General features: G+C 70.2%; 22 protein-coding genes. 6 read left to right on the plus strand and 16 right to left on the minus strand.

Annotated features, from left to right (window positions below):
* Positions 1-36: 36 nt before the first annotated feature.
* Positions 37-273: a hypothetical protein gene (locus tag AC0HS0_RS06555; RefSeq protein WP_055921732.1), complete on the plus strand. Its 237-nt coding sequence runs from the start codon at positions 37-39 to the stop codon at positions 271-273.
* A 19-nt stretch (positions 274-292) separates the two neighbouring features.
* Here the strand turns inward: AC0HS0_RS06555 and hemL are convergent, their stop codons facing one another.
* From hemL to hemE, 11 genes are all read right to left on the minus strand, one after another.
* On the minus strand, positions 293-1,669 hold the full coding sequence (hemL, locus tag AC0HS0_RS06560; protein ID WP_472962598.1) for a glutamate-1-semialdehyde 2,1-aminomutase: 1,377 nt from the start codon (positions 1,667-1,669) through the stop codon (positions 293-295).
* Positions 1,657-2,583, minus strand: a complete 927-nt coding sequence (hemB, locus tag AC0HS0_RS06565; RefSeq protein WP_472962599.1) for a porphobilinogen synthase — start codon at positions 2,581-2,583, stop codon at positions 1,657-1,659. Before hemB ends, hemL begins: the two co-directional genes overlap by 13 nt.
* Before the next feature lie 113 nt (positions 2,584-2,696).
* Positions 2,697-3,488 (minus strand): uroporphyrinogen-III synthase, encoded by a 792-nt coding sequence (locus AC0HS0_RS06570; RefSeq protein WP_472962600.1) that lies wholly within the window; start codon positions 3,486-3,488, stop codon positions 2,697-2,699.
* The gene (gene hemC, locus AC0HS0_RS06575) at positions 3,485-4,486 is read right to left on the minus strand and encodes a hydroxymethylbilane synthase (RefSeq protein ID WP_472962601.1); all 1,002 of its coding nucleotides are present in this window, start codon (positions 4,484-4,486) and stop codon (positions 3,485-3,487) included. Before hemC ends, AC0HS0_RS06570 begins: the two co-directional genes overlap by 4 nt.
* Complete coding sequence (locus AC0HS0_RS06580; protein WP_472962603.1) at positions 4,483-5,664, minus strand: ferrochelatase; 1,182 nt, start codon at positions 5,662-5,664, stop codon at positions 4,483-4,485. Before AC0HS0_RS06580 ends, hemC begins: the two co-directional genes overlap by 4 nt.
* Complete coding sequence (gene hemQ, locus AC0HS0_RS06585) at positions 5,661-6,395, minus strand: hydrogen peroxide-dependent heme synthase (RefSeq protein ID WP_472962605.1); 735 nt, start codon at positions 6,393-6,395, stop codon at positions 5,661-5,663. Before hemQ ends, AC0HS0_RS06580 begins: the two co-directional genes overlap by 4 nt.
* Before the next feature lie 56 nt (positions 6,396-6,451).
* On the minus strand, positions 6,452-6,667 hold the full coding sequence (locus AC0HS0_RS06590; RefSeq protein ID WP_472962606.1) for a DUF3618 domain-containing protein: 216 nt from the start codon (positions 6,665-6,667) through the stop codon (positions 6,452-6,454).
* Positions 6,657-7,067: a phage holin family protein gene (locus AC0HS0_RS06595; RefSeq protein WP_472962608.1), complete on the minus strand. Its 411-nt coding sequence runs from the start codon at positions 7,065-7,067 to the stop codon at positions 6,657-6,659. Before AC0HS0_RS06595 ends, AC0HS0_RS06590 begins: the two co-directional genes overlap by 11 nt.
* A 36-nt stretch (positions 7,068-7,103) precedes the next feature.
* Positions 7,104-7,418: a hypothetical protein gene (locus AC0HS0_RS06600; protein ID WP_472962610.1), complete on the minus strand. Its 315-nt coding sequence runs from the start codon at positions 7,416-7,418 to the stop codon at positions 7,104-7,106.
* Positions 7,419-7,425: 7 nt separating this feature from the next.
* The gene (gene hemG, locus AC0HS0_RS06605) at positions 7,426-9,039 is read right to left on the minus strand and encodes a protoporphyrinogen oxidase (RefSeq protein ID WP_472962612.1); all 1,614 of its coding nucleotides are present in this window, start codon (positions 9,037-9,039) and stop codon (positions 7,426-7,428) included.
* Positions 9,036-10,202 (minus strand): uroporphyrinogen decarboxylase, encoded by a 1,167-nt coding sequence (hemE, locus tag AC0HS0_RS06610; RefSeq protein WP_472962613.1) that lies wholly within the window; start codon positions 10,200-10,202, stop codon positions 9,036-9,038. The genes hemG and hemE overlap by 4 nt, the downstream gene beginning before the upstream one ends.
* A gap of 113 nt (positions 10,203-10,315) precedes the next feature.
* Here hemE and AC0HS0_RS06615 point away from each other — a divergent pair, with 113 nt between their 5' ends.
* The 5 genes from AC0HS0_RS06615 (at position 10,316) to AC0HS0_RS06635 (ending at position 17,444) form a co-directional block, all read left to right on the plus strand.
* A complete protein-coding gene (locus AC0HS0_RS06615; RefSeq protein WP_472962614.1) occupies positions 10,316-11,620 on the plus strand; it encodes a glutamyl-tRNA reductase in 1,305 nt (434 codons plus the stop codon).
* Between the two features lie 32 nt (positions 11,621-11,652).
* On the plus strand, positions 11,653-12,276 hold the full coding sequence (locus tag AC0HS0_RS06620; RefSeq protein ID WP_472962616.1) for a GNAT family N-acetyltransferase: 624 nt from the start codon (positions 11,653-11,655) through the stop codon (positions 12,274-12,276).
* Between the two features lie 65 nt (positions 12,277-12,341).
* Positions 12,342-13,730: a glycine--tRNA ligase gene (locus AC0HS0_RS06625; RefSeq protein ID WP_241703067.1), complete on the plus strand. Its 1,389-nt coding sequence runs from the start codon at positions 12,342-12,344 to the stop codon at positions 13,728-13,730.
* Positions 13,731-13,784: 54 nt separating this feature from the next.
* The gene (locus AC0HS0_RS06630; RefSeq protein ID WP_472962618.1) at positions 13,785-16,346 is read left to right on the plus strand and encodes a bifunctional lysylphosphatidylglycerol flippase/synthetase MprF; all 2,562 of its coding nucleotides are present in this window, start codon (positions 13,785-13,787) and stop codon (positions 16,344-16,346) included.
* A gap of 30 nt (positions 16,347-16,376) precedes the next feature.
* A complete protein-coding gene (locus AC0HS0_RS06635; RefSeq protein ID WP_472962620.1) occupies positions 16,377-17,444 on the plus strand; it encodes an NAD-dependent epimerase/dehydratase family protein in 1,068 nt (355 codons plus the stop codon).
* Between the two features lie 27 nt (positions 17,445-17,471).
* Here AC0HS0_RS06635 and AC0HS0_RS06640 read toward each other — a convergent pair whose 3' ends face one another.
* From AC0HS0_RS06640 to AC0HS0_RS06660, 5 genes are all read right to left on the minus strand, one after another.
* Positions 17,472-18,386 carry a serine hydrolase gene (locus tag AC0HS0_RS06640; RefSeq protein ID WP_472962622.1) on the minus strand — a complete coding sequence of 305 codons (915 nt, stop codon included), beginning with the start codon at positions 18,384-18,386 and terminating at the stop codon, positions 17,472-17,474.
* Positions 18,387-18,545: 159 nt separating this feature from the next.
* On the minus strand, positions 18,546-20,522 hold the full coding sequence (locus AC0HS0_RS06645; RefSeq protein WP_472962624.1) for a M13 family metallopeptidase: 1,977 nt from the start codon (positions 20,520-20,522) through the stop codon (positions 18,546-18,548).
* Between the two features lie 33 nt (positions 20,523-20,555).
* Positions 20,556-20,957 (minus strand): hypothetical protein, encoded by a 402-nt coding sequence (locus AC0HS0_RS06650; protein ID WP_472962626.1) that lies wholly within the window; start codon positions 20,955-20,957, stop codon positions 20,556-20,558.
* Positions 20,958-21,378: 421 nt separating this feature from the next.
* Positions 21,379-22,068 (minus strand): hypothetical protein, encoded by a 690-nt coding sequence (locus AC0HS0_RS06655; protein ID WP_472962627.1) that lies wholly within the window; start codon positions 22,066-22,068, stop codon positions 21,379-21,381.
* Positions 22,022-22,264, minus strand: coding sequence for a hypothetical protein (locus AC0HS0_RS06660; protein ID WP_472962628.1), 243 nt, complete (start codon positions 22,262-22,264; stop codon positions 22,022-22,024). The genes AC0HS0_RS06655 and AC0HS0_RS06660 overlap by 47 nt, the downstream gene beginning before the upstream one ends.
* Positions 22,265-22,357: the final 93 nt, after the last annotated feature.

A 22,357-nucleotide genomic window follows, 5' to 3' on the forward strand; every position in this document is an offset into this window, starting at 1 on the left:
GCCGGCGACCCGGGACGGGTGTGAGAAGGTGGACCGGTGACCCGAACCACCACCTTCCACGCCCGTCTTCTGCGTTCAGGGGTGGACCCGCAGACGGTGACGGTGCGGGCGTCCTCTGACGTACCTCCGCGCACGCTGCGGCGCGCGGCGGGAGGCGGCGGTCAGCTCAACTTCGACGTCTACGCCCTTCTCGACGCCGACGGCTGGCCGACGTCGGCGACGTACACGTACGTCGAGTCGCTCTCGCGGGAGCCCTCGGCCGCCGACGAGTGAGCTAGACCGCCGAGGGGCGTCAGGCCGGGGTGCTGGAGGCCGTGGCGGCGGCGCGTGCGGCGGCAGGTAGCGCCTGGAGGATGCGGTCGACGGCTGTGTCGTCGTGCGCGGCCGTGACGAACCACGCCTCGAACACGCTCGGCGGGAGCGAGACGCCCGCGTCGAGCATGGCGTGGAAGAACGGGCGATACCGGAACGCCTCCTGCGACTGCACCTCCGCGTACGTACGAGGCGCCGTGGCGAAGTCGCCGAACACGAAACTGAACAGGCTGCCCGCCCGCTGCACGCGGTGGGCGACGCCCTCAGCCGACAGCGCGTCCGACACGGCGTTCGAGAGCGTGTCCGCCACGAGGTCGAGCCGGTCGTAGACCGCCTCGTCGGCGTGCGCCAGCGTGGCGAGACCGGCGGCCACCGCCACCGGGTTCCCGGACAGCGTCCCCGCCTGGTAGACCGGGCCGGTCGGCGCGAGGAAGTCCATGAGGTCCGCTCGACCTCCGACCGCCGCGAGCGGCATCCCGCCGCCTATGACCTTGCCGAACGTGACGAGATCGGGCGTGTAGCCGCGGTCGAGTCCCCAGAACCCTGCCTCGCTCACCCGGAACCCGGTGAGCACCTCGTCGAGGATCAGCAGCGCGCCGTACTCGTGCGCGAGGTCGGTCAGGGCTGCGTTGAAGCCCTCATCGGGTGCGACGACGCCCATGTTCGCCGCCGCGGCCTCGGTGATGACGGCCGCGATGTCGGGGCCGTTCGCCTCGAAGGCGGCGCGCACGGCGTCGAGGTCGTTGTACGGCAGCACGAGGGTCTGCGCGGCCGTCGCCTCGGTCACGCCGGCGGACCCGGGCAGCGACAGTGTCGCGAGACCCGAGCCGGCCTCCGCGAGGAGGCTATCGGAGTGGCCGTGGTAGTGCCCGGCGAACTTGATCAGCAACGGTCGACCGGTGTAGCCGCGCGCCAGGCGGATCGCCGTCATCGTCGCCTCGGTGCCGGTCGAGACCAGCCGCAGCTTCTCGACGAACGGGACGCGGGCGAGCACGGCCTCCGCCAGCTCGGTCTCGGCCGGCGTGGACGCGCCGAACGAGAGCCCGCGGGCCGCGGCCTCCTGCACCGCCGACACGACGGCGGGATGCGCGTGCCCGAGGATCGCCGGACCCCACGATGCGACCAGGTCGACGTACTCGCGACCCTGGGCGTCGACGATATAGGGGCCATATGCCGACACCATGAAACGCGGCGTGCCGCCGACCGAGCGGAACGCGCGCACGGGCGAGTTGACTCCGCCCGGGATCACCCGCTGTGCGCGCTCGAACTGCGCGAGATTCACGTCGCCGATCGCGGCGCCGTCGGCGAGGCCCTGGAGGTCTTGGGACGCAGTGCCGTAGTCGTTCATCGCAGCCATCCCGCGACCTCGGTCGCCCAGTAGGTGAGCACGGCGTCGGCGCCCGCACGGCGCGCGCCGATCAGGATCTCCTCGATCACGCGCTCACGGTCGATCCAGCCGTTCGCGGCCGCAGCCTCCACCATCGCGTACTCGCCGGAGACCTGATAGGCCCAGACCGGCACGTCGCTGATCGCGGCGACGTCGCTCAGCACGTCGAGGTAGCTCAGCGCCGGCTTCACCATGAGGATGTCCGCTCCCTCGTCGAGGTCGAGGCGCGCCTCGCGCAGGCCCTCGCGGCGGTTCGCCGGGTCCTGCTGGTAGGCGCGGCGGTCGCCGGAGAGCTGCGAGTCGACAGCCTCCCGGAACGGACCGTAGAAGCCGGACGCGTACTTCGCGGCGTACGCGAGGATGACGACATCGGTGCGGCCCGCCTCGTCGAGCGCGTCGCGGACCGCGGCCACCTGGCCGTCCATCATGCCGCTCAGCCCGAGCAGCTGCGATCCGGCGTCGGCCTGCGCGATCGCCATGTCGCGGTAGCGCAGCAGCGTCGCGTCGTTGTCGACGTGCCCGTCGCCGTCGAGCACGCCGCAGTGGCCGTGGTCGGTGAACTCGTCGAGGCACAGGTCGGTCTGCACGACGAGCGCGTCGCCCACCTCGTCGACGACGGCCCGCGTGGCGACGTTGAGGATGCCGCGCGGATCGGTCGCTGCGCTGCCGACGGCGTCGCGCGTCTGCGGCACGCCGAAGAGCATGACCCCGCCGACGCCGGCCTCGGCGGCCTCCACAGCCGCACGCTTCAGGGAATCGAGGCTGTGCTGCTCGACGCCCGGCATGGAGCCGATCGGCTGCGGCTCGGAGGCGCCCTCGCGCACGAACAACGGCAGGATCAGCTCGGCCGGGTGGAGGCGGGTCTCGGCGGTCAGACGGCGCATTGCGGGCGACTGCCGGAGCCGTCGCGGCCGCACAACGGGATGCAACTCACTCACTCTCCCCAGCCTACGCCCGCGGCGCTGAGTGCCCGCTCAGCCGGACGATCGCACAACGGTCAGGAAGCGCTGGGCCGGGCGACGGCGGCCGCCGCGACGGCCTCGATGAGGGAGGCCGCCGTACGCTCCTCGGCGATCACGTCCACGCGCAGGCCGTATTCGCGGGCGTCGCGCGCAGTCTGCGGCCCGATGGCCGCGACCAAGGTCGTCTCCGGGATGGGGCCGAGCTGCACCTGCACCTGCTCGGCCACCGAACCGCTGGTGACGAGGATGGCCTGCACGAGGCCCTCGCGCACGTCGGCGACGATGTTCTCCGGCACCGGGATGCCGACGGTGCGGTACGCGACGACGGATTCGACCTGGTGGCCGATTCGTCGCAGCCCCTCGGTGAGGAGGGGCTTGGCGATCTCCGAGCGCAGGGTGAGGATGCGCAGTGGCACGACGCCCTCGGTCGCGGCCTCCCACTCCTCCAGGAGTCCGCGGGCGGAGTTGTCCTCGCCGGGGACCAGGTCGACGGCGTACCCCGCCGCGGCCAGGGCGGCGGCGGTGGTCTCGCCCACGGCCGCGATCCGGGTCGTCGGCGGAACGACGGCGCGCGCGGCGCTCAAGACGTCGACGGTCGTCGCGCTGGTGACGGTGACCCAGTCGAACCCGCCGTCGGCGAGGCGCGCCAGGGCCGCCTCCAACGCCGGTGCGTCCGCCGTCGGCGCGAAATTGATCATCGCCGCCACGACGGGCGACGCGCCCTTCGCACGCAGGTCGGCGGCGACCGAGTCGCCCCACGGGCCGCCCCGCGGCACGAGCACGCGCCAGCCGGCGAGCGGCTTCGGGGAGGGGGATGTGGAGGTCATCGTGTGCTCCCGAGCGGGGCCAGGCCGGCCGCCCCCGCGGCGAGCAGTTCGGCGACCACGCGTGCACCGACATCGCGGGCGGCCTCATCGAGGTCGGCGGCGCCGAAGGACTCCGGAGTGGCGGCATGGGAGGCCGTCAGCCGCTCGGTCCCGTCGGGACGGTACACGGTCGCGGTGAGGAAGAGGAGCCCGTCGTCGACGAGCGCGGACGCGCCGATCGGTGCGGCGCACCCGGCCTCGAGGCCGGCGAGCACGGCGCGCTCGGCGGTCGCGCAGGCGTGGGTGGTCGTGTGGTCGACGGCCTTCAGTGCGCGCGCGACGTCGCCGCGGCCGTTCTGCTCGCCCTCGCGGACCTCCAGTGCCAGAGCGCCCTGACCCGGTGCGGTCGGGACCTGAGACAGCGCGAAGAAGTCGGTGACCGCCTCCAGCCGGCCGAGCCGGCCGAGACCGGCCGCGGCCAGGACGACGGCGTCGAGGTCGCCCTCGGCCACCCTCCCGAGCCGGGTGTCGACGTTGCCGCGGATGTCGATCACGTCGAGGTCCGGTCGCACCGACCTCAGCTGGGCGACGCGACGCGGCGATCCGGTCCCCACCTTCGCGCCCTCGGGCAGCGTCTCGAGCGTCCAGCCCTCGCGTGCGCACAGGGCGTCGCGCGCGTCGGCGCGCTTGGGGACGGCGCCGACGACGAGCCCGGGCGCCGGGGCCGTCGGGAGGTCTTTGAGCGAATGCACCAGGAGGTCGCACTCGTCGGCCCGCAGCGCCTCCCGGAGCGCGGTGGCGAAGACGCCCGTGCCGCCGAGCTCGGAGAGCGACTCGCGGGAGGTGTCGCCGTGCGTCGTGACAGTCACGAGCTCGACGTCGAGACCGGTGGCGCGTGCGATCGACTCGGCGACGGCGCGCGTCTGCGCGACCGCCAGCGCGCTTCCGCGGGTGCCGATGCGCAGCACACCGTCGCGTCGCTCCGAGCGGCCCTCGGCCAGGCTCACCGTGCCGGTCACGGCGCGAGCCCCGCGGCGGCGGGCTTGAAGCCCAAGCGGACGTTCTCGCAGCAGCCCGGCCGGCACACGTCGTACCAGGGGCCGAGGGAGGTCAGCGCCGGGCGCTGATCGACCGGCACGCCGTCGCGGCGCTCGAGCACCAGGTCGACGAGACCCTGCACGTAGCGCGCGTGCGTCCCGGGCGTCGGCACGCGGACGGCGACGAGGCCGTTCTCCTCGCTGGTCTCCATGGCCTCGTTGTCGAGGTCCCAGAGCACCTCCATGTGGTCGCTGACGAAGCCGAGAGGCACGATGACGACGGCCTTGACGCGGAGCGCGGGGAGCTCCGCGATGCGGTCGTTGATGTCGGGCTCCAGCCACGGCATCGACGGCGGACCGGAACGCGACTGGTAGACGAGGTCCCATCCGATCGTGCCGCCGGTCGCGGCCTGCGAGACGACCTCCGCGACGGCGAGGTGCTGGGCCGCGTACGCGCCGCCCTCACCGAAGCCGCGCTCCGCGGGGCCGGATTTCGCGGCGTCCGTCGACGGAATCGAGTGCGTCGAATAGAGGATGCGGATCTCGGTCGCCGGATCGATGCCGGGGACCTTCTCCTGCAGCTCGGCGACGGCGTTCTTGACGCCCTCGATGAACGGCTCGACGAAGCCCGGGTGGTCGAAGAACTGGCGCACCTTATCGATCTGGATGGTGCCTTCCAGCCCGGTCTCCTCGAGCTCGCGCGCGAAGTCCTCGCGGTACTGGCGGCAACTCGAGTAGGAGGAGTAGGCGCTCGTGGCGATCGCGATGATGCGCGTGAGACCGCGCTCCTGCGCCTCGCGCAGCGCGTCCTCGAGGTACGGGTCCCAGTTGCGGTTGCCCCACAGCACCGGGAGGTCGATGCCGCGCGAGGCGAGCTCGGCCTCCAACGCCGCCTTCAGCTCGCGGTTCTGGTCGTTGATCGGGCTCACGCCGCCGAAGTGCCGGTAGTGGTGAGCCACCTCCTCGAGACGCTCCTCGGGGATGCCGCGGCCGCGGGTCACGTTGCGGAGGAAGGGGATGACGTCGTCCTGGCCCTCAGGACCTCCGAACCCGGCGAGCAGGATCGCGTCGTAGGCGACCGGCACGGTGACGTGCTCGGGTCCGGACGCGGCGGCCGGTGTGGCGCCCAGCACTCGCGAGGCGGCCTCGGTTCCCGTCACTGCAGGACCTCCACGACCTCGGCCGGCAGGATGCGGCGACCGGTGAAGAACGGCACCTCTTCGCGTACGTGGCGGCGGGCCTCGGTGTAGCGGAGGTCGCGCATGACGTCGACGAGGTCGGTCAGCTCGTCGGCCTCCAGCGGGAGGATCCACTCGTAGTCGCCGAGCGCGAAGGACGCGACCGTGTTCGCGAGGACCCCGCGGAACGCGGCACCCTTGCGGCCGTGCTCGGCGAGCATCTGCGAGCGCTCCTCGTCGGGCAGCAGATACCACTCGTAGCTGCGCACGAACGGGTAGACGCACAGCCAGCCCTTCGGCTCCTTGCCGCGCAGGAAGCCGGGAACGTGCGAGCGGTTGAACTCGGCGTCGCGATGCACACCCATCGCGTTCCAGGTCGGGAGCAATGCCTTGAAGAGCTGCGTGCGGCGCAGCTGGCGGAGCCCCCACTGCAGCGCCTCCGCCTCCGGGCCGTGCAGCCAGATCATCAGGTCGGCGTCGGCGCGCAGACCACTCACGTCGTACAGCCCACGGGTCGTGACGTCGTGCAGTTCGAGGTCGGCGATCACGCCCTCGAGCTCCTGCACCGCGCGGGGGACGTCGGTGCCGTCGAGGTCGTCGGGGCGCGCCGGGTCACGGCGCAGAACGGCCCAGAGGGTGAAACCGCTGGGGTTCTCGGGGGCGCTGGGTTCGGAGGAGGTCGACTCTGCCGGAACGGCAGCCGGGGTACTCATACCGACAGTCTCCCTCGCAAACCTGTGAAGGCAAAAACGGTCAGCGGCCCAGGGGCTCAGCGGCGCACTGCCGCCACGATCCCCCAGACGGCTCCGCCGACGCCGACGGCCACCCCGACCGCGATGCCGAGGAGAGCCAGCGGGTTGTCGTCACGCAGTCGGCGAACGCGCTCCGCGGTGCGCTTGGGCACGTTCAACTTGTACGTGATCGCGTCGACCGTGGCGGCCAGGTCGGCGCGCGCACGATCGACGTCGCTGCGGTCAGTTGTCATACTTGCCCAGCCCCTTGAGTGCGTCGATGTCGGTCTTGACGCTCGCGATCGTCTCCGACGGTGCGACGCCGTTCATCTTCTTGAGCGACGAGACGCCGATCAGGACGAGGACGGCCGCGATGATCAGGAGCGCGCCGAACACGATGAGCGCTGACGCCCATCCCGGGAGCACGACCGCGAGCCCGAGGATCGCAGCCGCGACGAGCACGCCGAGAGCGAAGAACAGGAACCCCGCCGCGACGACGAAGAGCCCTATTCCGATTCCGGCATACTTCGCCTTCTCGGCGAACTCCGCCCGGAGATGAGCCAGCTCGGCCTTCAGCAGCTCGATGAGCAACCGCGGCAATGCCGTGATCAGCTCGCCCAGCGACTGGGATCTGGCCCGCTCTCGATCGGTCATCCGCTCACCTGCCCCTTCGGTCGCGTTCGACGGCCGCTATTCCTGGGAATCATCCCGCGTCTCGGGGACCACGGCCACCCCCGACGGCCGCGGATCCGGCAGCCGGGCCTCCCTGCGGCGCTCGTTCGCCCGGACCACGGCCTTCTTGACCGTGATGTACACCGCCTCCGGCACCTCGCCGACCTTCTCGGCCACGAAGTCCTCCACGGCGTTCACCTGCTTCTGCACCCCCGGCGACTCCCAGACCTTCAGCGCCGCCGACTTCATCTGCTCGTAACGCTTGCGCCCGGCTCGCGTGCCGAGCACGTAGCCCACCGCCGCGCCCGTCACGAAGAGAAGCTTTCCCCGCATACGTCCCTCACCTCTCCAGGTCGTCGGTCAGTGCTTTCCAGCGTAGACCCCGTGCCCGCTCCGCCACCCGGCGCGCGTCCGGGATGACGGACGCCAGCCCGGTTCCCGTCAGCCAGGAGCCGGTCACCTCGACGCCCTCGATGTTCTCGACCTCGTCGCGGACGCGCTGAATGCGCTCCCGCTGCCCCACTGTTGCATAGGGAAGGGCGTTCGTCCAGGGGGTCCGGGCGAATGCGGAGACAGCAGATGCCGCGAGTGGAATATTCAGGAGGGCTGCGGCGTCCGCGACGGCGCGTTCGCGCAGTTCGGCGTCGCTCAGGGCGAGCGTCTCGGCTGCCCGACCTGCCCGGCCGTAGGACAACCGGACGACGTGCCGGCCGGGACCGGCGGCCTCCGCGACCCACGCCCACTTGGCGCTCGAGTGCGTCATCGCCTTGGCGCCGACGCCCGAGGTCGCGATGTCGGCGACGAGCACACCGGTGCCGACGGGCGCGGCGCCGACGCGGTCGTCGGTGAGCACCAGGGTCACGAGCTCGACGCTCGAAGCAGGAGGCCAATCGAGCGCGGCCAGCCCGGAAAGCCCGTCGTCGAACCCGGGCAGGAGGCCGAGCGCGGCATCGGCGGGCACGGTCACGACGACGACGTCGGCGTCCAGCGTGGAGCCGTCGGACAGGCGGAGGGTCCAGCGCGCCGGCCGGTCGTCGACAGCGGCGGCCTCCGGAGGCGTGACGTCGTCGGGCTCGGTTTCCTCGTCCAGGCCGGCCAGAGCCTCCTCGACGGCGACCGCGGCCGACTCCTCGGGGTCCGGCGCGACCCAGGGCTCGACGGCCATGACGGCCGCGTCGGTGCGGATGACGCCGCCGCGCCCGACGATGTCATCGGCGAGCGCCGCCGGCAGCCTCCACATGCCGCCGCGGAGACCCTGGACGGCGCTACCCGCCTTCGCCGCCGCACGCAGATCGCCGACGGCTCCGGAGAGCGATCCGAGGCGGGTCAGCGCGGCGTTGAGCCCGGGCGCGACGACGTCGACGTCGAGCGCGTCGGGGTTCGCCGAGTAGACGCCGGTGACCACCGGCGCCACCAGCTCGTCGAGGACCTTCCTACCCATTCGCTTGCGCACCAGGGTGCTGAGCCGACGCTCCTGACCGATCTTGAGCACCGGAAGAAGCCGGTCCAGGTACGCGCGCACGGCGCCTCCCCAGCCGATCGCCGCGACGACGTCGGCGGCGAGCGGTGAGCTCGGGATACCGAGCAGGCCGGCCTTCGGCAGCGGGACGCTCCGCGTTGCGTTCCGCACCCAGGCGCCGGCGGGGTTCGGCGTGACGATCTCCTCGGTGAGGTCGAGGTCCTCCAGCAGATCGGCGACGTGGCCGCCGCGCGTCGCAAAGCTTTCCGCTCCCGCGTCGAGCGTCAGATCGTCGAGCTCCAGCGGCGCGACCGAGCCGCCGACGCGACCCGACGCCTCGAGAACCGTGACCTCGAACCCGGGCCGGGCGCACTCGCGCGCCACCACGAGCCCGGAGATACCTCCGCCGACCACCACGATGCGGGTGGCCGGAGCCTCGACCGCGTGCCGGATCTCCGCGGCGACGGCGTCGTGATCGAGCGGCCCGGAGGTCATGGCCGCCACTCGTGGACGAGCTCGACCACCCGGGTCAGCACGGCGGGATCGGTCTCGGGCGGTACGCCGTGGCCGAGGTTCAAGACGTGCGATGGGGCCTCACGACCACGCTCCAGCACGTCGACCACGTGAGCGGAGAGGACCTCCCACGGCGCATCGAGCATCGCCGGGTCGACATTGCCCTGCAACGGGACGACATGGCCGAGCCGGCGCGCCGCTTCGTCGATCGGGGTGCGGTAGTCGACGCCGACCGTATCGGCGCCCACGTCGTGCATCGCGTTGAGAAGCTCGCCCGTGCCGACGCCGAAATGGACGATCGGCACGTTGCGCACCAGAGGTTCGTCGATCGTCGCGGCTTCGCCTGGCTCGTCCGCTGCGGCTGCCGGCGCCTGCGGCCGGGCGACTTCGTAGGTCAGGTCGCGGATGTGCGAGAGCGCGCGCGCCGACGCCGGCGCCACGTGCTCCACGTAGTCGCGCAGCGAGAGCGAGCCCGCCCACGAGTCGAAGAGCTGGGCAGCGCTCGCACCGGCGAGCAGCTGAGCCCGGAGGAACGCGCCGGTGACGTCGGCGCTCCACGCCATCAGTCGCGCCCAGGTCTCCGGGTCGGCGTGCATCATCGTCCGGGCCCGGATGTGGTCCTTGGACGGGCCGCCTTCGACGAGGTACGCGGCGAGGGTGAACGGCGCTCCGGCGAAGCCGATGAGCGGTGTGCCGCCCAGCTCGGCCGTCGTCAGCCGCACGGCCTCGGCGATCGGGGCGAAGGTCGCGGCGTCGAGGGAGGCCGGGTCGACCTCCTCGAGCCGGGACACGTCGGCGGCGGTGCGCACGGGCTGTTCGAAGACCGGGCCGCGGCCGGGCTGGATCTCGACGGCGACCCCGGCGAGCTTGAGCGGCACGACGATGTCGCTGAAGAAGATGCCCGCGTCGACGCCGTGCCTGCGCACGGGCTGCAGTGTGATCTCGCTGGCCATCGCCGGTTCCAGACAGGCGTCTAGCATGCGGGTTCCGACGCGCAGCTCCCGGTACTCGGGCAACGAGCGGCCGGCCTGACGCATGAACCAGACGGGGACGACCTCCTGACGCTCGCCCTGATATGAGCGGACGAGGCGGCTATCGGCGGTGAGGCCTGCGGAGAGCGGGTGGGACGGGTCGAGAGAGGTCACGCGACCATTCTTCCAGGGACGAATCTGCCAATCCTCCGGGAATCTCGGGGAACGCCCGCGGGACGAGGTAGCTCGATTCGAGGAACGTCGACGGCGAGCGTAGGCTTTCCCCCGTGCTTCTCTGCTTCTCGTCGAGCCACCGCACTGCGGAGTTCGACCTCCTCGAACGGCTCGAGCGTCATGCGCCGGCCGTCACCGCGGCACTCGCAGAGCACAGCGAACTCGTGAGCGGATCGGTCGTCCTCGCGACCTGCAACCGCTTCGAGGCGTACCTCGACATCGACGAGCCGCTCCCTGCCGCGCGCGCCGTCTCGGCGGAGGCCGTGATCGACGCCGTCAGCGTCGCCGCCGGCATCGACGCGGACGTGCTGCGCGCCTCCAGCGCCGTCTACTGCGACGACGCCGTCGCCGAGCACCTCTTCTCCGTCTCCAGCGGCCTCGAGTCCGTCGTCGTCGGCGAGGGCGAGATCGCCGGCCAGGTGCGGCGTGCGTTGCAGGCGGCCCGCCAGGCAGGCACCGTCACCGGAGACCTCGAGCGCGTCTTCCAGGTCGCCTCGCGCACCTCCCGCGGCGTCAAGAACCAGACCGGCATCATGACGGCAGGGCGTTCCCTGGTCCGCCTAGCCCTCGAGCTGGCCGAGAGCCGCATCACCGACTGGACGCACGTCCGCGTGCTGCTCGTCGGCACGGGCAAGTACGCGGGCGCCAGCCTGGCCGCCCTGCGCGACCACGGCGTAACCGACGTGCGCGTCTACTCCCCCACCGGTCGCGCCGCGAAGTTCGCACTGTCGCACGATGTGACTGCAGTGGAGGTCGGCGGGCTCCTCGACGAGCTCGCGCGCGCCGACCTCGTCGTCACCTGCTCGGCCGTCACCGACCACGTCGTCACGCGCGGCCTGATGGCCGAAGCGCTCGCCCTCCCCGGAGCCGCGGAACGCCGCCTGGTGATCGACCTCGGCCTCCCCCGCAACGTGGAGCCCGCCGTCGCCGAGCTGACCGGCGTCGAACTCCTCGACCTGGAGACCATCAGTATCCACGCCCCCGTGGAGGAGCTGAACGCCGCGGCCGACGCCCGCGAGCTCGTCGACGCCGCCGCGGCCGAGTTCGCCGCCCGCACCTCCGAGCAGGCCGTCACGCCCGCGCTCGTCGCCCTGCGCTCGCATGTCTTCGGCATCCTCGACGCCGAGATCGCGCGGGCCCGCTCGCGCGGCGACTCCTCCGAGCAGACGGAGGCCGCGCTGCGCCACCTTGCCGGCGTGCTGCTGCACACCCCGTCGGTGCGCGCCAGGGAGCTCGCCCGGCAGGGCGACGCCCAGGCGTTCGTCGACGCGACCTCCGCCCTGTTCGGCCTCGAGGTCGAAGACGTGCCGTCGACACGCACGCTCCGCGCCGTCGACGACCAGAGCGCCGCATCCTGACGGATCACCAGACAACCGACCGAGGAGGACACGTGAGCGACGAGGCCACGATCACCACCGAAGCACCGCACGCCGCGACCGGGCTCCCCTACGCCGCGGAGGACCTCCGCACGGAGCGCCTTCTGCTGCGCCCGCTCAACAGTGGCGACCTCGAGAACGGGCACGAGTTCGAGCGCCTGAAGGATGTGGCCCGCTACCTCTACTGGGAGGTCCACGACCACGACGAGTCGGCGGAGCACCTCCGCAAGCGCATCGCCATGAACCGGCTCGCCGCCGACGGCGACGGCATCGTCTACGCGGTCGAACTCCCCGATCCCGAGGGCGGGCACAGCCGGGTGATCGGCCACGTGAGCATCTTCCTCAAGAAGGCGGAATGGGCCAAGTTCGAGATGGGCTGGGTCTTCCACCCGGCCGTGCACGGCCGCGGCTACGCCACCGAGGCGACGAAGCGCCTCCTGGAGCTGTGCTTCGACACCCTCGGCGGCCACCGCGTGTTCGCCCAGTTGGACGCCCGCAACGAGGCCTCGGCCCGACTCTGCGAGATCGTCGGGATGCGTCAGGAGGCCCTCCTGCGCCAGACCGAGATCTTCAAGGGCGAATGGTCGGACACCGCCGTCTACGCGATCCTCGAGCAGGACTTCCGCGCGGGCCGGTGACGCCGGCGCATCCTCAGTAGGATGGACGGGTCCCCACACCACCCGGCACCGAACAGGGAGCACCCATGGCCGCACCGTCGAGACTGGATTCCGTCATCACGCTGGCGCAGCACCGGGGATTCGTGTTCCCCTCCGGCGAGATCTACGGCGGTACCCGCTCGGCGTGGGACTACGGCCCCCTCGGTGTCGAGCTCAAGGAGAACATCAAGCGCGAGTGGTGGAACGCCTTCGTGCGCGGCCGCGGCGACATGGTCGGCCTCGACTCGGCCATCATCCTCCCCACCGCGGTGTGGGAGGCCTCCGGTCACGTGCAGGTCTTCAGCGACCCGCTGACCGAGTCTCTGATCACGCACAAGCGCTACCGCGCCGACCACCTGTTCGAGGCGTACGAGGCCGAGCACGGCCACCCGCCGGCGAACGGCCTGGACGACATCGCCGACCCCGACCACCCGGACAAGGTGGGCCAGTGGACGCCGATCCGTCAGTTCTCCGGCCTGATGAAGACCTACCTGGGCGTCGTGGACGACGAGTCCGGCCTCCACTACATGCGTCCGGAGACCGCACAGGGCATCTTCACCGACTTCGCCGCCGTGCTGCAGACCGCCCGCAAGAAGCCGCCGTTCGGCATCGGCCAGATCGGCAAGGCGTTCCGCAACGAGATCACGCCGGGCAACTTCATTTTCCGCACCCGCGAGTTCGAGCAGATGGAGATCGAGTTCTTCGTCGAGCCGGGCACCGACGAGGAGTGGTTCCAGACCTGGATCGACCTCTGCTGGGACTGGTTCGTCGACCTCGGCATCGACCCGCAGAACATCCGCCGCCTGGAGCACGAGAAGGACAAGCTCGCGCACTACTCCAAGCGCACCATCGACATCGAGTACAAGTTCGATTTCGTCGGCAGCGAGTGGGGCGAGCTGATGGGCGTCGCCAACCGCACCGACTTCGACCTGAAGACCCACATCGAGCACTCCGGCAAAGACCTCAGCTTCTTCGACCAGAACAAGAACGAGCGTTACGTGCCGTATGTGATCGAGCCGTCCTTCGGTCTCACCCGCGCGCTGATGGCGTTCCTGGTCGACGCGTACGACGAGGAGGAGGTGCCCAACGCCAAGGGAGGCACCGACAAGCGCACCGTGCTGCACCTCGACCCCCGCCTCGCACCGGTCAAGGTCGCCGTGCTGCCGCTCTCGCGCAACGAGGCCTTGTCGCCGCTCGCCCGCGGCCTGGCCGACAAGCTGCGCAAGCGCCGCAACGTCGACTTCGACGACTCGGGCGCGATCGGCCGCCGCTACCGCCGCCAGGACGAGATCGGCACGCCGCTCGCCGTGACGGTCGACTTCGACTCGCTCGAGGACGACGCCGTGACGGTGCGCGACCGCGACACGATGAAGCAGGAGCGCATCCCGCTCGAGGGCCTCGACCGCTACCTCGCGGAGCGACTGCGCGAGATCTGACCTCCGGATCCGGTCACCGACCGCTAGGGTGGTGGCCACCGCGACGGAGACACGATGAGCACGGCTCCCCCCAACACCGCACCGGCCCCGCCGGCCGCTCCCGCACCGGAGCGTCCACGGGCCTGGGCGATGCTGCGTGCGTACGTGCAGGTGGCGCCTGCGAGCGTGGCCCTCGCGCTGATCGTGCTCGCGACCTCCATCGCCACCGGCACGCTGTGGAGCGCCGCGACCGCGGGAGGCGGTGCGCTCGTCTGGGCGGCCGGCGTGTCGACCACGATCCACGCGGGCTTCTGGTGGACGCCGCTGACGGCGCTCTTCGTGCCCGAGGATCCCGTCCAATTCGTGATCTCGTTCGTGCTCGCCCTCACGCTGCTGGCTGTCGCTGAACGTCTGCTCGGCACAGCCAGGCTCGTCGTCGCCTTCCTCGTCACGGGCGTCGTGGGCATCACGCTGGGCGTGCTCGGGCAGTGGGCGGCGGCTAGCGTGGGAGAGATCCTGGCGCGGGCGACGGAGTTCGACTTCACGCTCGACCCGACCATCGGGATCGTGGGGGCACTGATCGCGGCGAGCGCCTTCGCCAGCACGCTGTGGCGACGACGCATCCGGCTGCTGACGTTCGCCGTCGTGATCATGTTCGTGCTCTACAACGGCGACCAGAACAACGTCTACCGTCTCATCGCGGCGCTGCTCGGTCTCGCACTCGGCGTCGTCCTCCGCCGGGGGCGACTGCACCGGATGCGCCGCAGCTCGCATGCCGAGACGCGCAACCTCGTCGCCGCGATCGTCGCCATCACCGCCGTCGGGCCGCTCGCGGCGCTGCTCCCGCCGGGCGGCCTCGGACCGCTCTCATTCGTGGCGGCCCTGTTCCTCCACCAGGAGGTCGACGCGACCTCCGTGCTGGCGGCCTGCCGCGCAGTGGACACCTCCAACTGCCGTGACGAGCTCGCGGCGGTCTCGGTCCAGGGCGTCGGGCCTCTGCTGCTCACCCTCCTGCCGCTGGTGCTGCTCATCGTGACGGCCATCGGCCTCCGGCGCGGCCGACATTTCGCGTGGCTGCTCGGGATCGTCGTGAACGTCGCGATGATCGTGCTGCCGTTCACGGCGCTGCCCGGTGGCGACGTGGACGTGCGCGTCGACAGCCTCGACGCTCTCGCTCCGGCGATCGAGGTGTTGCTCTGGTTGCTCGCCGCATTCGTCGTGCCTTTCGCCTCGATCGTGCTGCTGCTGGCGACGCGCCGTCAATTCCAGATCCGGGCGCCACGTGACGCCGTCGTGCGGTTCACGATCCTGGTCGTGGTCTCGTTCGCTTTGCTGGCGGTCGCGTACCTGATCGCCGGTTTCGCCGGCCTGACCTCGTTCGTGCCGGAGGCGAGCATCGGCGACGTGTTCATGTCGGCACTGCGCCGCTTCGTCCCCTCGGGCTTCGAGTCGGTGCTCGGGCCGGTGATCGTGCCGACCGCGCCGTTCGTCCTGTTCCTCTACCAGTGGGTCGGCCCGGCGTTCTGGACGATCTTCATCATCGGCACGATGCGGCTCTACCGCGCGACCTCCACGGGGCGCACTCTCGGCGACGAGCTCCGCTTCCGCGAACTCCTGCATGCCGGCGGAGGCGGGACCCTCGGTTTCATGGGCACCTGGCCGGGTAACGTGTACTGGTTCTCGGAGGACGGCGAGGCGGCCGTCGCCTACCGCGTCATCAACGGCGTCGCCATCACGCTGTCGGACCCGGTCTGCCGGCCGGAACGCGCCGAGCAGACGGTCATCGACTTCATCGGATTCTGCGACGCCAACAGCTGGACCCCCGCGTTCTACAGCATCCATGGCTCGTTCCTCCCGGTGTTCGAATCACTCGGCTGGCAGAGCGTCTCGGTGGGCGAGGAGACGCTCATGCACCCGCAGACCTTCGACATGCAGGGAAAGCCCTGGCAGAAGGTGCGGCAGGCGCACAACCGCGGCGTCAAAGAGCGCATCTCGACGCTCTGGACCACCTGGGACGAGTTGGCGCCCCTGCAGCAGAGCCAGATCGTGTCGCTCAGCGAGCAGTGGGTGTCCGAGAAGGAGCTGCCGGAGATGGGCTTCACGCTGGGCGGCATGGCCGAGCTGAAGGACCCGGAGGTGCGGCTCTACCTGGCCTACGATCCGCAGGGCGACCTCCAGGCCGTCACCAGCTGGTTGCCGAGCTGGCGCGATGACCGGATCGTCGGGTACACGATCGACTTCATGCGGCGGGCCGACCGTAGCATCCCGGGCATCATGGAGTTCGTCATCGCCTCCGCGGCCCAGCGCATGCGCGGGGAGGGCGTGGAGGTGCTCAGCCTGTCCGGCGCCCCACTCGCGACGAAGCCGGCGGGCGCCATCGACGATGAGGAGGCGGAGGGCGAACCCGCCATCATGGACCGCCTGCTGGCGTTCCTCGCGAAGACCCTGGAGCCAGCGTACGGGTTCGCCTCACTGTTCAGCTTCAAGAGCAAGTTCAACCCGACCTACGAGACGCTGTGGATGGCCTACCCCGACGCCGTCGCGTTGCCCGCGATCGGCAACGCGATCGGGCGCGCCTACCTCCCCGACGCGAACGCGAAGGAGTACGTGGCGCTCGCCCGGACGCTGATGCGCTGAGCGTGCGGTCGCGCGGCGTACGGTTGCCTCATGAAGGTCGAAACCGGCGCCGCTGCGCGCACCGCGATGATCATCGGCGGCACCGGGCAGATCGGCTCGGCGGCCGCACGCCGGCTGGCGGCCGACGGCTGGTCGGTGCTGATCGCGCATCGCGGCCGGCACCACGGCGACACCGAGCTGACCGAGCACGACGTGACCAGCATCCGGCTCGACCGCGACGACACGGAGGCGCTGCTCGACCGCGCCCGCGGCCACGACCTGGTGCTGGACACGGTGGCCTACGAGCCTCGCCACGCCGACCAGCTGGCCGGCCTCGCGGGAGAGGTCGGCTCCCTCGTCGTGATCTCGACGGGCTCGGTCTACACCGACCGGGAGGGCCGCTACCTCGACACCGTCACCGGCCCCGACGATTTCCCCGACTATCCGGTGCCGCTGCGCGAGACCGACCCGACCATCGACAACGCCGAGCGGACGTATTCGCCGCTCAAGGCAGCCATGGAGCGCCGATTGCTCACCACCGAAGGGCTGCCGGTGAGCATCCTGCGGCCCGGCGCGATCTACGGCCCGTTCAGCCCGGCGTTGCGCGAGTGGTACTTCATCAAGCGCGCACTCGACGGCCGCCATAGGGTGCTGCTGTCGGACGGCGGCGCCAACCGGTTCAGCACGTCCTCCACGGACAACATCACGGAGCTCGTCGCGCTCTGCGCAGCACGTCCCGGCCGGCGCGTGCTCAACGCGGTGGACGAGGACAACCTCAGCGTCGCCGAGATCGCCCGCGCCGTCTACGCCGCGCTCGACCGCGACGTGGAGGTCGTCACGTTCCCCGGGCCGCCGGAGGACGGTCTCGGCGGAACGCCCTGGACGGTCGCCAACCCGCTGCTGCTCAGCATGGCCGCGGCCACGGTCGAGCTGGGCTACCACCAGCCCGTGCGCTACCGGGAGGCCGTCGCTGCGGCCGTCGACTGGGCAGTCCGCGAAGCACGTGCCGCCGAGCGCCGTCAGGAGAGCTGGGAGAAGGTCTTCCCCTCGATAGCGCAGCGCGCCGAGGCGGACCGCTGGTTCGACTACGCAGCCGAGGACGCCTTCATGCGCGGCTGACCCGGAATCGAGTCGCCTGGCACGCCTCTAGAAGACGTACTCGAGGAGGTCGAGGCCGACGGTGCGCATCCCGTCGATGACCGCCAGCCGCGCGGGAAGCGCCGTGTCGTCGAAGTACGTCGAGACCGCATAGGTGACACCGGAGCGCGGCCCGCGGAGCACGCCGACCTCGCTGCGGACGCCCGCGTCGGTGCCGGTCTTGTTGACGAGCAGGATGCCGTGCTCAGGATGCCGGTGCGAGTGCGGGTCGAGACCGAACGCGCTCGAGACCAGGGAGAAGTCGCTGTTGAGCGACAGCCACGAGATGACCTGGCGGCTGGTCTGCGCGTCGACGACCTCCCCGCGGGCCAGCGCCGAGAACAGCCAGGTGAGCTCGTTCGCGCTCCCGACCGACAGCTGGGGCGCGTCGTCGGGCCCGCGGTGGTCGCGGACGAGGTCGAGGAGGGCGGTTCGGGTCAGGCCGAGCGACTCGGTGCGAGCGCTCACGGCCTCCAGGCCGACGCGGCGGAGGAGCACGTTGGTCGCCAGGTTGTCGCTGGTCGCTCCGACCAGGGCGGCCAGGTCGGACACGGGGAGGGCGGGCACCTGCAGGTGCTGCCAGATCCCCGAGTCGCCCGCGACGTCTTGCGGCGCGCGATCGAGCTGGACCAGCGGGCTCAGCTGACCCGACTGCAGCCGCGCGGCGACCTCCACCAGGAGGAGCACCTTGCCGATGCTCGCGGTCGGCATCACGACGTGGTCGTCGACCGAGAACAGCACCTCTCCAGTGGAGAGGTCTGTTGCCCGCGCGGACACCTGCACACCCTGCACGGCGAGCCTGCCGAGCGCATCGAACCCGCGGCTGAACACCTCCGGGGTGGCCGCAGCCGACCCGCGGTGGCGCCCTCGGCGCGTGGTGACATGACGGCGTCGGTGGTCGGTCTCCGGGGTCTGGATCGTCACGAGTCGCGCTGGGTCTTTCTTCCGAGTCGGGGCATCGGCTGGTTCAGCGGTCCCCCCGGCCCGCGTCGCGGCAGGGAGGGCACCCCGACACGATAGGGACGATGTTACCCCGATCGGGGGGCAACGTCAGAGACCTTTCGCGGGTCGACTGCGGCCGCTTCACCAGATGGTGACGCGGTCCTCCGGCGCGAGCCACAGCGCGTCGGCATCTGTCACTCCGAACGTCTCGTAGTACGCGTCGATGTTGCGCACGATCTGGTTGCAGCGGAACTCGTTGGGCGAGTGCGGATCGATCGCGAGCAGGCGGATGACCTCCTCGTCGCGCGACTTCTGCTGCCAGGCCTGCGCCCACGAGAGGAAGAACCGCTCGGCGCCCGTGAGACCGTCGACGACGGGAGGCTGCTCGCCGCCGAGGGAGAGCAGGTACGCCTTCCAGGCGATGCCGAGGCCGCCGAGGTCACCGATGTTCTCGCCGATGGTGAGCGCGCCGTTGACGTGGTGTTCGGGCACCTGGGCGGGCGCGAGCGCGTCGTACTGCGCGATGAGGCTGCCGGTGCGCTTCTCGAACGCGGCGCGGTCGGCGGCGGTCCACCAGTCCTCGAGCTTTCCGTCGCCGTCGAACTTGGACCCCTGGTCGTCGAAGCCGTGTCCGATCTCGTGGCCGATCACCGCGCCGATGGCGCCGTAGTTGGCGGCGTCGTCGCGGGTCTCGTCGAAGAACGGGTACTGCAGGATCGCGGCGGGGAAGACGATCTCGTTGAAGCCCGGGTTGTAATAGGCGTTGATCGTCTGCGGCGTCATGAACCACTCGTCGCGGTCGAGCGGCTCGCCGATCTTGCCGAGCTCGCGGTTGAACTCGAACAGCGCACCGGCGCGCACGTTGCCGATCAGGTCGGTGGGGTCGATGACCAGCGACGAGTAATCGCGCCACTTCACCGGATAGCCGATCTTGGGAGTGAACTTGGCGAGCTTGTCGAGAGCGCGGTCGCGGGTGTCCTCGCCCATCCATTCGAGCTTCCGGATGCTCTCCCGGTACGCCTCGATCAAGTTGCCGACGAGCGCGTCCATCGCCTGCTTGGCCGTGGGCGGGAAGTGCTTCTCGACGTAGATGCGGCCGACGGCCTCCCCCATCGCGCCCTCGACGAGCGAGATGCCGCGCTTCCACCTGGCGCGCATCTCGGGCGTGCCGGTGAGGGTGCGCCCGTAGAAGTCGAAGTTCGCATCGACGAAGTCGCCCGAGAGGTAGGGCGCCGAGCCGTGGATGATCTGCCAGGCCAGCCAGTCCTTCCACGACTGGAGGCGGTCGTCGGTGAGGAGGGCGGCGATGCCGGAGGTGAACGACGGCTGCCGCAGGACCACCTCGGCCAGCGCGCCGTCCGGCGCTCCCAAGCCCTGGGCCCAGCTGTCGAGGCTCGCAGCGCCTCCGCTGTCGCCGCCGCCGGCGAACAGCTTCGCCGCGTCGGCCCACGAGTAGAGGTTGTAGGTCTTCTCGGAGTCGCGCGAGCGGACGTTGTCCCAGTGTTGCGCGGCGATCTCGACCTCGAGGTCGTAGACGCGCTGCGCACGCTCGGGGGCATCTTCGAACCCGGCGAGCTCGAACATCCGCTGGATGTGCGCGGCGAAGGCCTCACGGACGGGCGCGAACCGCTCCTCGCGGAAGTAGGACTCGTCAGGGAGGGAGATGCCGGCCTGCTCGGCGAACACCAGGTAGCGCTCCGGATCGCCCGGGTCGTTGTCGACGAAGAGCTGGTAGAAGCCGCCGACGCCGTGGCGCTCGAGCCGGCCGAGCGTCTCGAGGAAGGCGGGGATGCTGTCGACGTCGCTCGCGATCGCCAGCTGTGCTTCGATCGGCTTCGCCCCCAGGGCGTCCACGCGCTCCTCGTCGAGGAAGCTGGTGTAGAGGTCTCCGAACTTGCGCTCCTCGGTGCCTTCCGGCGCGCTCTGCGCGGCCTCCACGATCGCGCGGACCGCCGCCTCCGACTGCTCGGCCAGCTCCATGAAGGATCCCCAGCGCGCCTTGTCTGAAGGGATCTCGGTGCGCGAGATCCAGCTGCCGTTGACGTGCCGGAACAGGTCGTCCTGCGGGCGGATCGTGGGGTCGAGGTCGTCGGTCGCGATTCCGGAGGTGAGCGTCATGGGGCCAGCCTACGTGGCCGCGCCCCGCGGCTGTCAGGCGCGCGCCGGGGAGGCGCCTCGGAGGCGCGAGAACGAGAGCAGAAAGAGCGCGGAGAGGACGATCTCCGCGAGGATCGAGATGGTGCCGGACGGGCTGCCGTAACCGGCGAACGAGAACCCGATGTTGACCACGGCGAGGAGGCCGTATCCGGCACCGAGCACGCCCGAGAGGAGCGGCCGGTTCGTCATCCGCCACCACGGTCGCGCCGCGCGAACAGACTCTCCCGGCCCGCGGAAGACCCGCGACGCGGCATACCAGCCGACGAGTTGCAGCACGGTCAGGACGATGGAGGCCGCCTCCGAGTGCAGAGCGTCGAACACGAGAGCCAGCACCAGGTTGACCCCGAGCAGCACGGCGACGACGAGCGCCTTCTGAGCCGGAGTGGTGAAACGCATACTGCCCCCTGGTGAGTTCGGGGCTAGCATTTCAGATTTTGGCCACGGGTCGCGAACGGCGCGCCGGAAGCCGAGCGGATGCAGTGCCATCGCGGCACCGAACCGATTGACGGACCCGAGCGCGGCGGCCCCCTGCATCCGCATCGCACTCGAACCCGGCCGCCGGGCCTCCGCCCGACAACCGGCGCAGCCGCCTCTCCCCAGGAGGCGGCGCGGCGCCTGTAACAGACGCTGGTAAAACTCTATTACTGATATTTGGAGTTCGCAACATGAAGGGTGCGGTCGGGCGTGTCGCGAGGTGCCGATATGCCGGCCTTGAGCTCAATGCCCAAGCAGGCGGTATTCATCCGTTACCGCGCCGGAGTCCATCCGATGCCGTTTGCGCAGTCGTCGACTCGCGGTTTCCGGTCGCCCGATGGGCTCACGATTCCCAGCAAGCGCCTCGTACAAGTCGAACTATCAGCTCGTTCGTTTCTTCCCGAGTGATGTCCATCAGCGTAGAAAACTCCCACTCGTCTAGCTTCTGAGACACATATGAAAGGGCGAAGAGAAGTGCGAGATAGCTATCAACGGGTATTTGTAACTCGATATCGCCCCCCTGAATTCGTTTGCTCGAGAGGATCGGGCCGTGAAACTCGTCTTCGGCGCCCAGCGTTCGCGAGCATATTTGGAGGTCTTCGACGAGCCTTTCCGATGTGTCTGCGAGAGCTGGCTCAAGATTCGAGCGCGGGGAAAATGGGTACCACAGCAAGTTCACTAGGGCCAAACGAAGGACCACGACTTCTGGCTCTGTCACGCGCAGGCGCCCCCGTAGTTCCCATCCGTCAGTCCCCCCAGTCTCAAGTAGTAACCCAAGCCACGGCAACTTATTCACCATCGAAGGATCTCCTTCCAGCAGCCGTGAATCCCAGCCATAGAAGGCGAGCTTCGGCGCACGCCCGTTCGCCCAGTCCGCCACAATCTCGCCGGGTCCGGTGTCTTTGGCTCCAGGAGAAGAGGGCTTCCCGGCCCCATTCACCGCCACCACCGCATGAGGACGCGCCGCACCCGAGGCCGGATACGCGTCACGCCCGTCGGAACGTGAAGGTAGGGCTTTGGTCAGGATCTCCACCCTCAACCATGTTCAGCGTCATGCCCCAGTCACGACCTTGTGCCCACATCACTGTGCCCACCCGTTGCGTGTGAACTCGGATTCTTCCATTTCCCTCAACCTCCCACGTGCCGTCGATATCGACCGGTTCACTCCAGTCCGGCGGCGAATAGCCGCCCAGCGTGAATATGGCTTCGGGAATTTTCTTGACGCTCATTGAGCCGTCCTCTTTTACGACCAACGTCGCAACATGCCCATCGGGGCCAGACAGTTCCCACCGTCCGATAAAGTCCCTTTCGGGAAGGGTCCC

This window comes from Leifsonia sp. PARNA 1/14 (assembly GCF_055720965.1).

Coding starts and splice junctions, on each gene's coding strand:
- hemL (WP_472962598.1), bottom strand. CDS start 1,669: ATGGCTGCGATGAACGACTACGGCACTGCGTCCCAAGACCTCCAGGGC.
- hemB (WP_472962599.1), bottom strand. CDS start 2,583: ATGCGCCGTCTGACCGCCGAGACCCGCCTCCACCCGGCCGAGCTGATC.
- AC0HS0_RS06570 (WP_472962600.1), bottom strand. CDS start 3,488: ATGACCTCCACATCCCCCTCCCCGAAGCCGCTCGCCGGCTGGCGCGTG.
- hemQ (WP_472962605.1), bottom strand. CDS start 6,395: ATGAGTACCCCGGCTGCCGTTCCGGCAGAGTCGACCTCCTCCGAACCC.
- AC0HS0_RS06590 (WP_472962606.1), bottom strand. CDS start 6,667: ATGACAACTGACCGCAGCGACGTCGATCGTGCGCGCGCCGACCTGGCC.
- AC0HS0_RS06595 (WP_472962608.1), bottom strand. CDS start 7,067: ATGACCGATCGAGAGCGGGCCAGATCCCAGTCGCTGGGCGAGCTGATC.
- AC0HS0_RS06600 (WP_472962610.1), bottom strand. CDS start 7,418: ATGCGGGGAAAGCTTCTCTTCGTGACGGGCGCGGCGGTGGGCTACGTG.
- hemG (WP_472962612.1), bottom strand. CDS start 9,039: ATGACCTCCGGGCCGCTCGATCACGACGCCGTCGCCGCGGAGATCCGG.
- AC0HS0_RS06625 (WP_241703067.1), top strand. CDS start 12,342: ATGGCCGCACCGTCGAGACTGGATTCCGTCATCACGCTGGCGCAGCAC.
- AC0HS0_RS06630 (WP_472962618.1), top strand. CDS start 13,785: ATGAGCACGGCTCCCCCCAACACCGCACCGGCCCCGCCGGCCGCTCCC.
- AC0HS0_RS06635 (WP_472962620.1), top strand. CDS start 16,377: ATGAAGGTCGAAACCGGCGCCGCTGCGCGCACCGCGATGATCATCGGC.
- AC0HS0_RS06645 (WP_472962624.1), bottom strand. CDS start 20,522: ATGACGCTCACCTCCGGAATCGCGACCGACGACCTCGACCCCACGATC.
- AC0HS0_RS06650 (WP_472962626.1), bottom strand. CDS start 20,957: ATGCGTTTCACCACTCCGGCTCAGAAGGCGCTCGTCGTCGCCGTGCTG.
- AC0HS0_RS06660 (WP_472962628.1), bottom strand. CDS start 22,264: ATGAGCGTCAAGAAAATTCCCGAAGCCATATTCACGCTGGGCGGCTAT.